At 68.1% G+C, this 12,221-nt stretch carries 13 protein-coding genes; 6 read left to right on the forward strand and 7 right to left on the reverse strand.

Translation table 11 applies throughout. From position 1 onward, the window contains the following. Positions 1–224: 224 nt before the first annotated feature. Positions 225–734, reverse strand: coding sequence for a DoxX family protein (locus C3B71_RS05735; RefSeq protein ID WP_108966717.1), 510 nt, complete (start codon positions 732–734; stop codon positions 225–227). 244 nt (positions 735–978) lie between these two features. Here C3B71_RS05735 and C3B71_RS05740 point away from each other — a divergent pair, with 244 nt between their 5' ends. From C3B71_RS05740 to C3B71_RS16925, 3 genes are all read left to right on the forward strand, one after another. Next, positions 979–1,656 carry a sigma-70 family RNA polymerase sigma factor gene (locus C3B71_RS05740; RefSeq protein ID WP_073327062.1) on the forward strand — a complete coding sequence of 226 codons (678 nt, stop codon included), beginning with the start codon at positions 979–981 and terminating at the stop codon, positions 1,654–1,656. Beyond that, positions 1,656–1,988: a mycothiol system anti-sigma-R factor gene (rsrA, locus tag C3B71_RS05745; protein ID WP_073327060.1), complete on the forward strand. Its 333-nt coding sequence runs from the start codon at positions 1,656–1,658 to the stop codon at positions 1,986–1,988. The genes C3B71_RS05740 and rsrA overlap by 1 nt, the downstream gene beginning before the upstream one ends. A 155-nt stretch (positions 1,989–2,143) precedes the next feature. After that, positions 2,144–2,218 carry a 50S ribosomal protein bL37 gene (locus C3B71_RS16925; RefSeq protein ID WP_395994430.1) on the forward strand — a complete coding sequence of 25 codons (75 nt, stop codon included), beginning with the start codon at positions 2,144–2,146 and terminating at the stop codon, positions 2,216–2,218. A gap of 154 nt (positions 2,219–2,372) precedes the next feature. Here the strand turns inward: C3B71_RS16925 and C3B71_RS05755 are convergent, their stop codons facing one another. Then, positions 2,373–3,974 (reverse strand): ABC transporter, encoded by a 1,602-nt coding sequence (locus tag C3B71_RS05755; RefSeq protein ID WP_073327057.1) that lies wholly within the window; start codon positions 3,972–3,974, stop codon positions 2,373–2,375. After that, on the reverse strand, positions 3,971–4,897 hold the full coding sequence (locus tag C3B71_RS05760; RefSeq protein WP_108966721.1) for an ABC transporter ATP-binding protein: 927 nt from the start codon (positions 4,895–4,897) through the stop codon (positions 3,971–3,973). Before C3B71_RS05760 ends, C3B71_RS05755 begins: the two co-directional genes overlap by 4 nt. A gap of 95 nt (positions 4,898–4,992) precedes the next feature. Here C3B71_RS05760 and C3B71_RS05765 point away from each other — a divergent pair, with 95 nt between their 5' ends. Then, positions 4,993–5,616, forward strand: a complete 624-nt coding sequence (locus tag C3B71_RS05765) for a TetR/AcrR family transcriptional regulator (RefSeq protein ID WP_234416132.1) — start codon at positions 4,993–4,995, stop codon at positions 5,614–5,616. Here C3B71_RS05765 and C3B71_RS05770 read toward each other — a convergent pair whose 3' ends face one another. From C3B71_RS05770 to C3B71_RS05785, 4 genes are all read right to left on the reverse strand, one after another. Next, positions 5,617–6,486 carry a carbohydrate ABC transporter permease gene (locus tag C3B71_RS05770; protein ID WP_108966723.1) on the reverse strand — a complete coding sequence of 290 codons (870 nt, stop codon included), beginning with the start codon at positions 6,484–6,486 and terminating at the stop codon, positions 5,617–5,619. Position 6,487: 1 nt separating this feature from the next. Further along, positions 6,488–7,369, reverse strand: a complete 882-nt coding sequence (locus C3B71_RS05775; protein WP_073327051.1) for a carbohydrate ABC transporter permease — start codon at positions 7,367–7,369, stop codon at positions 6,488–6,490. After that, positions 7,366–8,700 carry an ABC transporter substrate-binding protein gene (locus C3B71_RS05780; RefSeq protein WP_073327049.1) on the reverse strand — a complete coding sequence of 445 codons (1,335 nt, stop codon included), beginning with the start codon at positions 8,698–8,700 and terminating at the stop codon, positions 7,366–7,368. The genes C3B71_RS05775 and C3B71_RS05780 overlap by 4 nt, the downstream gene beginning before the upstream one ends. A 169-nt stretch (positions 8,701–8,869) precedes the next feature. Then, positions 8,870–9,460: a GDSL-type esterase/lipase family protein gene (locus tag C3B71_RS05785; RefSeq protein WP_073327762.1), complete on the reverse strand. Its 591-nt coding sequence runs from the start codon at positions 9,458–9,460 to the stop codon at positions 8,870–8,872. Between the two features lie 225 nt (positions 9,461–9,685). On the opposite strand from C3B71_RS05785, the gene C3B71_RS05790 reads away from it, so the two are divergent. Next, positions 9,686–11,053 (forward strand): hemolysin family protein, encoded by a 1,368-nt coding sequence (locus C3B71_RS05790; protein ID WP_170866418.1) that lies wholly within the window; start codon positions 9,686–9,688, stop codon positions 11,051–11,053. Next, positions 11,053–12,144 (forward strand): hemolysin family protein, encoded by a 1,092-nt coding sequence (locus C3B71_RS05795; protein ID WP_073327046.1) that lies wholly within the window; start codon positions 11,053–11,055, stop codon positions 12,142–12,144. Before C3B71_RS05790 ends, C3B71_RS05795 begins: the two co-directional genes overlap by 1 nt. Positions 12,145–12,221: the final 77 nt, after the last annotated feature.

Raw genomic sequence — 12,221 nt, forward strand, 5'->3', positions numbered from 1 at the left:
GCGGCGCCGCGTCGATTTGTGCTGTGGCCGGTCGAAGTTGCGCCCCGACCGCCACAAGCGCAGTGGCCAGGCGAAGCCGCAAGTGGCGGGCCGGGACCGCCAACCCCCCATTTGGACCGCCTCTTTCTGCCCGGACCGCCGTAGTGCGCCACTGGGGAGGTCCAAACCGACGAGCGCGGTCCGGTTTGCGCGATAAAGCTGCGCGGACGATTCCGGCGGATGGCTCAGGCCGACTGCGTCGGCTCGTACTGGGCGCGTACCTGTTCCTCCGCGGCCGCAATTGCTGCCTGAACCTGACGTCGGTTCTCGCGCCGCCACGCCAGCGACGGGCGCCCCTCACGGTCCGCCGCGGACAGGGCCAAGCCCGCCCCGATGGCGGCGGAGCGCATTAGCCCCGACATGGCCTGCTTGCGCGCGTCCTGGCCCTTGACGGCCCACACCGGGTTGTTCACCAGCGTCAGCGGAATGTTGAGCGTCGCCAATACGGCTGCGCAGGTGCGCGGCGCCCGTCCCGTGGCCAGGCCCAACCCGGCCACTACGCTCACGGCGCCGCTGATGCGGGTAAGCAACTCGGCGTCCGAGTGCAGCACCGGCGGCAGCCCGGCCTTCTCCAGCACCGGCTGCACCTTTTCAAACTTCTCCGCGTGCCGCTTGGGTCGGGCGAGGGCGTCAATGCCATCGACAATGAAGGGGGCGGCAAGCGCCGGGCGGGCAACGATGCGCAGAAGGTCCATACCCCCATCTTCGCGCACCGCGGCGCCCGGTGCCAGTAGCCGGCGACAACAGCCGGGAATGCGCGGGCCCGCGGAGTCGTTTAGGACGGCGATGATTGCTTCTTACACCCGCCCCGCCCCGGGGGCATCTCCCACGGCCGCGCCGGGAATCGGCGTAGCCCCCGGCCTGGTGCCTGCCATGACCTCGTTACCGCGGGGCGCCCAGCGGCGCACTACTGGTACGGGCGGGCTAGGCTCGTGGTCGATGACGGACACAGACGATCACCGCCCCACGGACCGGCTTGGCGTGGCACAGTCCCCTGCCGAGGCGGAGCCCGACGACCTCGACCGTGCCCCGGCCGACGAGTCTGCCGAGGCCCGCGCGGCCCGCTTCGAGGCCGACGCCCTGCCTTATCTGGACCAGCTCTATGGCGCCGCTTTGCGTATGACCCGCAACCCGGCTGACGCCGAGGACCTGGTGCAGGACACGTACGCCCGCGCCTTCGGCGCCTTTCACCAATACCGGCCCGGCACCAACTTGAAGGCCTGGCTCTACCGCATCCTGACCAACACCTTCATCAACACCTACCGCAAGAAGCAGCGTGAGCCGCTGCAGTCCGACGCCGACACGGTCGAGGACTGGCAGCTGCACCGGGCCGCCTCCCATGACTCCGTCGGGCTGCCCAGCGCCGAGAACCTGGCGTTGGACGAGCTGCCGGACGAGGAGATCAAGGCGGCCCTGGGGGAACTCAGCGAGGAGCGGCGGCTGGCCGTTTACCTGGCCGACGTCGAGGGCTTCTCCTACAAGGAGATCGCCGAGATCATGGGCACCCCCATCGGCACGGTCATGTCGCGCCTGCACCGCGGGCGCCGGCAACTACGTGAGCTACTTGCGGACCACGCCCGCCAGCTGGGCTATGTCAGCGCGGAGGAGAAGAACTAATGGGTGAGAAGAACCCGACCGAGCCCTGTTCGTGCGCGGAGGCCCGTACCCACCTGGAGCGCTTCCTCGACCATGAGGTCGACCAGGATCTTCAGGCCCGCCTGGCCGAGCATGTCGCTTCCTGCGAGCACTGCTCCCGCCAGGCCGACGCCGAGCGGCACCTACGCGAGTTGGTCCGCTCCCGCTGCGCCGAGCAGGCTCCGCCCGCGCTGCGCGCCCGCGTCCTGGGTTACCTGTCCGCGGCGCGCATCAGCTCCACGACGACGTCGGTCGTCTCCACCACGCGGGTCACGGCCACGGTGGTGCGCACCGAGCGCATCGAACGCGGCTGAAGCGCCCGGCGGAGCGGTCGCCGCGGTGATCTGTGTTCGCATTCACCGCCGCCGCGGGGCGGCCGGCTGGCAGCGGCCGGCCGCGATGTGCGAAAATACCCGGCGTTCCGTGCCCCTCGGGGCGGAGAAGAACCACCACACATGAGGAGGCAGGAATGAGCAAGCGCGGTCGGAAGCGTCGTGCACGCGCCAAGAACAGCGCCAACCACGGCAAGCGTCCCAACGCCTGAGACGGGTGGGGCGGCGTCTCGGCGCCGCACTCGACTACCTACGACCGGCCGGTCACCACAGTGGTGACCGGCTGTTGTCGTATTGCTGTTGTGAGCGTGCCCACCGCGTCGGCCGCGTCTACGAGCGTCTTGCCGAGGCGGCGCGGCTGTGGCCTCACCCCGCCCGCAGACTCCGGCGTCGGAATGCGAGCAGAGACGCAATCAACGTTATGACCGCTGCAACGCCCTGACCGACGATTACTCGCGGGTCCGCATCGTCGACGGGGAGTACACCGACCGCGTGTGCCGGTGACAGATCCCGTGCCCATTCCGGCAGATCCAGAGCCTCTGCGAGGAAGCCGATCACTGCCGTCCACAGGATGATCGTCCAGTTCAGCATCGGCCAGCGCGGGCCGAGGGCCGCGAGCAGCGCGGAGACGGAGCCCACAAGGAGAACGGGGACCAGATAGTACCCGCCGATCTCGAGCGCCGTGTCGAATGCCTCCTTCTGCCCGGACGTCGCCCAGGTGCTCAGCCCCAGCAGCAGCGCGGATGCGATGAGTACGACCGCGGACGAGACCAGTGTCGTCGCCCACCAGCCGACCCACAGCCGTGCCCGACTGCAGCGGGTGGACAGCAGCAGCCCCAGGCGCCCGATGGACTCCTCCGCCCCCAGGCGGGCGGCTCCCTGCACGGAGACGGCGGCGGCCGCGGCCACCATGACGGTCGCGGCCATGGCCGCCATCAGGTCCGTGCCCCGTTCCAGTCCCATGGCCGCCAACGTTGAGGGGTTCGCTTGGATGATCCGGGTCATCTCCTCGCTGAACAGTCCAATGAAGAGTGTCCACAGGCAGGTGAGGGCGAGGAAAGGCGTCGTTGTCGTTCGTTCCAGCACCAGTGCCAGTCGCCAGGCCGCCTGGCGAGCAGGATCGTGGGCCGGTCCGGGGCGTGGAGTGAAGACGCCGGCTCCCACATCCCGGTGCCAGGCCGCAATCGCGCAGGCGACCAGTAGGACGAGTGAGGCGGTGCCATAGGCCATCAGGGGCCAGGCCTGCGGATCATCGAAGGCGCGCACCTCCGGCAGCCACCCGAGCGGACTGGCCCAGGTCGCCTCCCACTCCAGGCCGTCGACGATGAAGCGGACCAGAAAGGCCATCAGCACAATGCCGATTCCGAGCTGCCGAGCGGTAACGGCCTGCTGACACAACTGGCCCAGCAGAAGACCGACGACGGCGAAGAACAGCATGCAAGCACCTGCTCCAGCGGCGTACCAGGCGGACCCCCGAGCGGGCAGACCGGCCGCCGTCATGCCCACAGCCATAAGCAATCCGGTGGCGGCAGCGGTTAACGCCAGCAGCATGGTCGCTGCCGCCAAGGGCGCCAGCCGCCCCACCCGCGAGGCGGTCAGCAGCTCGGTGCGCCCGGTCTCCTCCTCACGACGGGTCAGGCGAATGGCCGTCAGCAGACCCAGCACCGGAAACAGTATCTGCCCCATGAAGCCGACCTCCACCCCGGTGATGCCACCCAGGGAGGCCAGTCCGTAGCCGCGTCCGTTGAAGGCGGTGCTGGGGATCGACGCGCCGGCGGTGGCCGCGTACTCCGCTCGTGCGGCCGAGGTCGGATACAGGCCCTTGACGCCGACCGCGACCGCCACTACCAGGGTCACGCAGGCCCACGTGCTCAGCGTCAGGGACGGCCAGGACGTACGCAGCCCCAGGATCATCATCCGCGGCAGACCGGTAAGGGGACGAGTAACGAGCAGGCGGGGGCGGCTCATCGCTGGTCACCGCTGCTCATGATGTAGTTGTCCAAAAACAGCTGCTCGAGGCTCGGCGGACGGAGTTCGAGTTGCACCGGACGCGCCGCGCTCAAGGCCGCCAGGACCGCGGGCAGGGCCTCAACATTGGCCAGAAGCGTGGTGCGCACCCCCCGGGGCACGGCATCCGTCTGTAGACGGTCAACGCCCTCGATCCCCGCCAGCCCCGGCAGCGCGGTTGCCGTCACCGCATCGACGGCGGTGGCTCGGCCGGAACGCAGCTCGGCCAGGCGGCCGGTGAAGACGGCGCGCCCGGCGCGTACCACGGTTACCGTCTCGCACAGGGCCTCAACCTCGGCCAAGATATGGCTTGAGAGCAGCACCGTGGTGCCCGCCTCGGCGCGCTCGGCGACGACTTGCTGAAACACGGCCTCCATGACGGGGTCGAGTCCCGAGGTGGGCTCGTCCAGGATGAGCAGCTCAACGTCGCAGGCCAGCGCCGCCACGAGCGCCACCTTCTGCCGGTTGCCCTTGGAATAGGTGCGGAAACAGCGCGTGGGGTCCAGGTCGAAGCGTTCAACGAGTTCGTCGCGTCGCCGACGGTTCATGTTGCCGTGGAACCCGCCGAGCAAGTCGATGCACTGTCCACCGGTCAGGCCCGGCCACAGCATGGTGTCTCCGGGGACGTAGGCGAGGCGGGCGTGGATATCCACGGCGCGCTCCCAGGCATCCATCCCCAACACCGTGATACGGCCGCAATCCAGCCGCAACTGGCCGAGCGCGGCGCGAATGGTGGTGGACTTCCCGGCACCGTTGGGGCCGAGGAATCCGTGTATCTCGCCGCGAGAGACGATCAGATCGAGCCCGTCCAGGGCGGTGAGTTTGCCGAAGCGTTTGACGAGTCGGGAGGCGTCCACCGCAAATTCTGACAGTGACTTGCTCATGACAGTGACTGTACTTGATAGTGTGTGGCTGTCAAGCCCGCAGGGTGACGGTGTCCGCAGGGTGACGGCGTCAGGCGACAGGAGGTGTGATGCCCATGGTCGATTCCCCCTCGGCGGGTGCGACATCGACCCCTCGTCCGGGCCTGCGCGCCCGCAAGAAGGCCGCGACGATGCGTCATATCCAGGATGAGGCGCTTCGTCTGTTCGAGGCGCGGGGCTTCGATACGGTCAGCATTGAGCAGGTCGCCGAGGCCGCGCTGGTCTCACCCAGCACTGTTTACCGGTACTTCGGCACCAAGGAGGGACTCGTCCTTCATGACGAGTACGACGAACAGATACGCGACCAGTTGGGGCATCGCCTGGCTCAGGGGATCGACCTGGCCGACGCGGTGAGCCGAGTTCTGGATGACATCTGGACCGATCACTTCGGCCACGACCAGGAGATGGTCGTGCTGCGTACACGTCTGTGTTTTGAGGTCCCCTCCATTCAGGGGGCCATGTCCCTGGTGATAAACCAGGAGGTTGATGCCATCGCCGCGGAGGTGGCCCGGTCCGGGCGATGGAACTTCGCCACCGCTCGGGTTCTTGCCTCCGGGGTGTTCTGGGCGTTCATGGCCGTGCTGCGCAACTGGCATGATCAGGGCTACGCGACGGATCTGCGCGCCGGCATTGAGGAGGTCATCGCGTGGCTGCCCGCGCTGGAGAAGGCCGTTTCCTGATTACTCCTTGACTGCCCCCTCGGTGAGTCCACCCTTCCAGAACCGCTGGAGCACGAGCATGAGGATCGCCAGCGGAATGACACTGAGCAGTGCCCCGCCGATGGTCAACTGATAGAACTCCGGCAGCCGATTGGTTTGGGACAGCCATGTGTTCAGTCCCAGGGTGATGGGGTAGAGGCGCTCGTCGGCGAGCATGATCAACGGCAGGAAGTAGTTGTTCCAGATCGCCACGAACTGGAACAGGAAGACGGTGACCAGGGCGGGCACCATCTGTCGCAGCGCGATCCGGTGGAAGATCGTCAGTTCCCCGGCCCCGTCGATCCGGCCTGCCTCGAGCAGTGAGGTGGACACCGCGGCGTCGGCGTAGATCCGGCACAGGAACAGGCCGAAGGGGGAAACGACGGCGGGGATTAGGACGGCCAGGTAGGTGTTGGTGATCCCGATCCGGCTGAACACGAGGAACAGCGGCAGCGCAGTGGCCGTGCCGGGAACCAGCACCCCTCCCATGACCAGCCCGAACATGAGGTTCTTCCCGCGGAACTCATACTTGGACAGGGCATAGCCCGCCGCGGCCGCGAAATATGTGGCCAGCAGCGCCCCGGCCCCCGAGTAGAGCAGGGAATTGACGAACCAGCGCGGGAAGATCCCACCGTTGGAGGTCAGGACGTTGCGAAGATTCTCCACCAGGGCGAAACTCCCACCGAACCAGAAGCCGTTGGTGGAGAACAGATCATCGGTGGTCTTCGTGGCGTTGATGACCACCCACAGGACCGGAATGATGAAGTACAGCGACACCAGCACCAGGACGCTGGTGACGAAGAAGGTCGTGGATCGGCGTGTCCCGGCCTCGCGGCTGCTGCGATCTGCCATGTCAGTCCCCTCCTCGCCCGGTGGTGGCCCGCAGGAATATGAAGGACAGGATGAAGGCGGCCGCCGCAATAATGACCGCCTCGGCGGCTGCGACACCGTAGTCGTTGTACTGGAAGGCCCAGGTGTAGGCCGAGTAGTTGGGCGTGTACTCGGTGTTGATGGCCGGGGCGATCGTCGCCAGGATCTGCGGCTCGGCGAACAGCTGAAGGGTGCCGATGATGGAGAAGACGATGGTCAGCAGCAGCGCCGGGCGGATGAGCGGAATTTGAATGGAGGTGGCGATGCGCACGGGTCCTGCCCCATCGACCTTCGCGGCCTCGTACACCTCGGCGGGGATCGCCTTGAGCTGGGCGATGATGATGAGCATGTTGTAGCCGGTGTACGCCCAGGTCACGATGTTGGCGATCGACCACAGCACGTTGCCCTCGGCGAGGAAGTCGTACTGGATGCCCACCACTGCCAAGGCGTCCACGATCGGAGACAGCCCGGGGATGTACAGGAAGGACCACAGGATCGTGGCGATCACTCCGGGCACGCCGTAAGGCATGAAGTAGAGGGCCCGGAACAGGCCCGGCCAGCGCGCCGCGGCTGACTCCAGCAGCAGTGCCAGGACGGTGGCTGCCGCGATCATGACAGTGACCTGCACGGCACCGAACAGCAGCACCCGCCCAATGGACTGAGTGAAGTTGGCATTGGCCAGGGCGGTGGCGTAATTGTCCAAGCCCGCGAAGGTCTCGGTGGTGCCGCCCTCGCCGTACAGTCCGGTGTAGCGGGTGCGGGTGAAGGACTGCACCACGGCCACCGCGATCGGCACGATGAACGTCAGTAGGAACACGAGCATGAATGGCGCCACCAAGAGGTAGGGCGCCGCGTTCTTCTTCACTGTTCCGCCTCCCTGGCTCGCAGACCACGACGCTGGAAGGCCCGGACGATCTCGGTTTGACTGATCGCCAGGGAGTCCACCAGCGAGGTGCCGTCGGTGAGTTTGCGTCGCATTCCGTCGGCGACGATGTTGATCGACTGCTGGCACAGCGGCGGCCAGAGCCAGTCCAGGTTCTGTTCCCGGGCCATGGGGGCGATCACCTCGGTGTTGTAGCTCTGGCCTGAGAAGAACTCGCTGGGGCCTTCGCGCACCTTGCCTATGTAGTCCGCCGCAGGCGACCAACCGGTGCCGCAGTTGGTGATCAGGGAGTCCAGAGCCTGCGGGTCGGAGTGCATCCAGATGATGAAGTCCGTGGCCTCCTGCGGATGTCGGGAGTTGGCCATGACTGCGGCCGTCGACCCCCCGGAGTAGCTCGATCCGTAACCGGTGTCCCAACGGGGCATGGGAGCGACCTTGAACTTTCCCGCGCCTGAAGGCACGGCCTCGATCAGGGCATCCGCCCAGGAGCCGTTGGTGTGCGTGGCCAGGGTGCCTGCGCCCATCGCGGACATCCAGGGGGAGGAGAAGGAACCGAATGCGGTATTGACCAGTCCGTCGTCGATCGCCGTGTCCCAGAAGGCGGCGACCTGGAGACAGGCCTCATCGGTGAGGTTGATGACCCACTCCTCGCCCTCGGGAACGAACCAGTTCCCGCCTGCCTGCTGGCACAGTGTGGCGAGCATATTGCCGTCGGCCACGTTGAACACGTCCATGTAGGTCCCGGGCCGATTCTCCTGGATGAGGCGGGCCGTGTCGGCCCATTCCTGCCAGGTGGTGGGCGGCGAGGCACCCACTGCGTCGAACACGTCCGTGCGATAGAACAGGGCGACCGGACCCGTGTCCTGTGGGATGCCGTACACGCCGTCGGCCAGGTCCACGTAGCTCCAGGCGGCGGGATCGAAGAGATCCTTGTGTTCCCGCGCCCCGTAGCGAGATATGTCCACCAGGTCGCCGGCGAGGACGAACTCGGGGATCATTCGCATCTCCACCTGGCCTATGTCCGGGCCGCCACCGGCTGCGAGCGCGGAGTAAAGCTTCTGGTAACCGCCGGAGGTGGAGGAGGGGATCCAGGTTACCTCCACCCTCACATTCGGGTTCACCTGGTTGTACAGGTCGGCGACGATCTGCAGGTCCTTCAGCCACGACCAGTAGGTGAGCGTCACCGGACCCGAGGCGGGCGGAATGGCACCAGCGGTTTCGGCGCGGTTGTTCGTCGTCGTGCAGCCGCCGACGGTCATAGCCGCAGCGGCGCCCAGGCCGAGAAAGGCGCGTCGTGGGATGGAGGTGTGCACGATCGTTCCTCACTCATCGTCGAGTTCAGCCGTGGCCCTCTCCGTTCTACTCTCGGGGAAAGCCGCGAAGAAATGTGACGAGTGTAACGTGCAATGTCTCGGATCGGAAGCTCTCGTCCGTAGGGTCCCGCCACGACGTTGTCGCTGTGCGGGGTTGTGAGGCTCTCACTTACCGGGGTGCAGGCACGCCCAGCCACTCGTACCAGCCGCGGTGCAGCACCAGCCAGGCCAGCAACCCGTAACCGGCCTGGGCCGGGTGCCCGCCGCCGTCGGAAATGACATCGGTGAGCCACTGGTCGTGGTTTCGCAGCGGCTCGAAGGTCTCCACATACGGGATGCCCCGCCGCTGGCACACCTCGCCGACCGCCCGCGACAGTGCCGCGGTGCCGTCGGGGTCCGCGGCCGGCAGCGGCGGTGGGCCCACCACGAAGCAGGAGCGGTGCTCACTGGTGGCCGCATCCAGCACGTTAGCGATGGCCAGGCGGGAGCGGGCGTGAGAGACGCCGGCGATCACGTCCGCGACGCCCAGGCCGATCACCAGCCGGTTGACGCCGGCGTGCGTGGTGCGGCGGGCCACCTCGCCCTGCCAGCGCTCGGCCAGTCGCGCCGTCGTCTCGCCCGGGACGGCCAAGGTGTTCCACATGATGCCCAGCTCGCGAGGCGTGCGTGCCATCACCCGGCCGGTCCACCCCAGGGCGCGGGCATCCCCGTAGCCGGACACCAGCTCATCACCGATGAAGCACAGGCTCGTCTCCTCCATGGCCACCCGCTCCGCTCCTCACTTGTTGACGACTGCTGAGCCTCATCTTGCCATTGTCCAGCCGGTGTGCATTGCGCCGCGCGGGCACCGCGGTGGCGGGCGAAGGTGATAGCGTGCCAGCACTATGCGACGAAACGCTCGCCGGGCGCGCAGGCGCCACCGCTCCGGCACGGAATCCGACCACCCCCACCCCGACTCGGCCCGTCGGCCTGCGGGAGGCCGCCCGTGAGGGAGTGGCTGATGATCGCCGTCGGCGTGCTGCTGACGGCCGGCACCGCACTGTTTGTAGCCGGAGAGTTCTCTCTGGTGGCTCTGGACCCCTCCACCGTGGAGACGCGCGCTGCCGCCGGCGACCGCGGGGCCGCCCGGGTCGGCCGAGCGTTGAGCCGCCTGTCCACGCTGCTTTCCGGGGCCCAGGTGGGCATCACCCTGACCACCATCCTGCTCGGCTACACCATGCAGGCCGCACTGTCCACGCTGCTGACCGGCCTGCTGTCCACCTGGCTGGCGCAGGCGGTCGCCACCGGTGTGGCGGCGGCCGCCGCCCTGATCCTCGTCAATGCCTTCTCCATGGTGGTCGGTGAACTCATCCCCAAGAACGCCACCCTGTCCGACCCCATGCGGGCCGCCCGCGCCGTCACCCCTTTCCTGATGGGGTTCAGCGCGGTCCTCAAACCCGTGATCGCCGTGCTCAACGGCACCGCCAACCGGGTGCTGCACCGGATGGGGATCGAGCCGGCCGAGGAGATAAGCGGCACCCGCTCCGCCTCCGAACTGGCCGCCCTGGTGCGGCACAGTGCCGAGGAGGGGGTTCTGGACGTCTCTACCGCCGCGCTGCTGACCCGCTCCATCGGGGTGGGACGGTTGACCGCCGTCGACGTCATGACGGACCGCGGCCGCCTGCACACCCTGACCGAGCAGGACACGGCCGCCGACGTGGTGGACCTGGCCCGAGCCACCGGCCACTCCCGCTTCCCCGTCATTGGTGACGACGCCGACGACGTGCTCGGCATCGTCCACCTGCGCCGCGCAATCGCCGTCCCCTACGCCAAACGCGCGGAGGTACCGGTGACCTCATCGTCCCTGATGACTCCCGCCCACCGGGTGCCGGAGACCATGCCACTGGCTGCCCTACTGGTGGAACTGCGCGACACCGGCAGCCAGATGGCGCTGGTGGTGGACGAGTACGGGGGCACCGCCGGCGTGGTGACGCTGGAGGACGCCGTGGAGGAGATCGTCGGAGACGTGGCCGACGAGCACGACCGGCGCCGCTCCGGTGCACATGCCGACGCCGCCGGCGACTGGCTGGTACCGGGCTGGCTGCGCCCCGACGAGCTGGTCGACCGCGCCGGCATACAGGTGCCCGACGACGGCCCCTACGAGACCCTGGCGGGCCTGGTCATGACGGAACTGGGGCGCATCCCCGAGGTCGGCGACGCCGTGGCCACGCCGCAGGCGGTGCTGACCGTGGAGGCCATGGCGGGGCGCCGCATCACCCGCCTGCGTATCCATCCGCTCACTACTCCGGACACCGCCGACGGGGCGTCCGCCGGGGGAGCGGCAGCAGAGGCCGGGGGAGAGGAACCGCAGTGATGAGTACCTCCCTCGCCCTGATCCTGACCGTGGTGCTGCTGGCCGGCAACGCCTTCTTCGTCGCCGCCGAGTTCGCCGTCACTTCGTCGCGCCGCGCTCGCCTCGAACCGCTCGCCGAGGCCGGTGACCGGCGCGCCGCCACCGCCGTGTGGGCGCTAGAGCATGTCTCCCGCATGCTCGCCACCGCCCAGCTGGGCGTGACCGTCTGCTCTACCGGGCTGGGTGTGGTGGCCGAGCCGGCCATCGCCCACCTGCTGACGCCGCTGCTCGCGCGCCTCGGGGTGGGGACCGCCGGGGCGCATGCGATCGCCGTGGTGCTGGCCCTGGTACTGGTCGTCTACGCCCACGTGGTGGCCGGGGAGATGGTGCCCAAGAACCTGTCCATCTCCGCGCCCGAGACGGCCGCCCGCTGGGTGGTGCCGGCCCTGGTGCGTCTGTCCCGGCTGCTGGGCCCCATCATCACCGCCTTGAACGGCTTCGCCAACGGCGTGCTGCACCTGTTCGGCATACAGACGCGCGACGAGGTCTCGGCCGCCTTCAACGCCGCCGAGGTCGCCTCCATCGTGGAGCGTTCCACCGCCGAGGGGGTTCTCGACGACGACACGGGCCTGCTGTCCGGCGCCCTGGAGTTCTCCGAGGAGACCGCAGGCAGCGTGATGGTGCCGGTGGACGCCCTGGTCACCCTGCCTGCCGGATTCACCCCGGACGACGTCGAGCACACGGTGGCCACCACCGGCTACTCCCGCTTCCTCGTGCTCCGGGGCACTCAGATCGACCCCGATGCGGCGGACGCGGGCGTGGTCGGCTACCTGCACCTGAAGGATGTGCTGTACGCATCCGAGGACAGCCGCACCGAGCCGGTGCCGCAGTGGCGCGTGCGTGCCCTGGTGCCGGTACACGCCGGTGACGAGGTTGAGGACGCGTTGGCCGCCATGCAGCGCTCCGGCGCGCACCTGGGCCGGGTACAGGACGAGGCCGGTACTACCCTCGGCGTGGTCTTCCTGGAAGACATTCTGGAAGAGCTCGTAGGTGAGGTGCATGACGCCATGCAGCGCGACGAATTCCAGCGGCGGGAACGCGGACAGGCGTGAGCGCGCCTGAGGTGTGACCACCGTCCTGGCACGGGAGCATCACGTTTAGCTAAAGTGCTGCGGGCGGCCCGCCGGGC

Origin of the sequence: Actinomyces sp. Z16 (assembly GCF_003111765.1) — a bacterium.
Lineage (GTDB): Bacteria > Actinomycetota > Actinomycetes > Actinomycetales > Actinomycetaceae > Actinomyces > Actinomyces glycerinitolerans.

Bases quoted from the DNA above. Each gene is read 5' to 3' on its own strand.
- C3B71_RS05755 (WP_073327057.1), bottom strand. From the start codon at position 3,974: ATGAGCCGCCCCCGCCTGCTCGTTACTCGTCCCCTTACCGGTCTGCCG.
- C3B71_RS05765 (WP_234416132.1), top strand. From the start codon at position 4,993: ATGGTCGATTCCCCCTCGGCGGGTGCGACATCGACCCCTCGTCCGGGC.
- C3B71_RS05795 (WP_073327046.1), top strand. From the start codon at position 11,053: ATGAGTACCTCCCTCGCCCTGATCCTGACCGTGGTGCTGCTGGCCGGC.
- C3B71_RS05735 (WP_108966717.1), bottom strand. From the start codon at position 734: ATGGACCTTCTGCGCATCGTTGCCCGCCCGGCGCTTGCCGCCCCCTTC.
- C3B71_RS05785 (WP_073327762.1), bottom strand. From the start codon at position 9,460: ATGGAGGAGACGAGCCTGTGCTTCATCGGTGATGAGCTGGTGTCCGGC.
- C3B71_RS05740 (WP_073327062.1), top strand. From the start codon at position 979: ATGACGGACACAGACGATCACCGCCCCACGGACCGGCTTGGCGTGGCA.
- C3B71_RS05760 (WP_108966721.1), bottom strand. From the start codon at position 4,897: ATGAGCAAGTCACTGTCAGAATTTGCGGTGGACGCCTCCCGACTCGTC.
- C3B71_RS05770 (WP_108966723.1), bottom strand. From the start codon at position 6,486: ATGGCAGATCGCAGCAGCCGCGAGGCCGGGACACGCCGATCCACGACC.
- rsrA (WP_073327060.1), top strand. From the start codon at position 1,656: ATGGGTGAGAAGAACCCGACCGAGCCCTGTTCGTGCGCGGAGGCCCGT.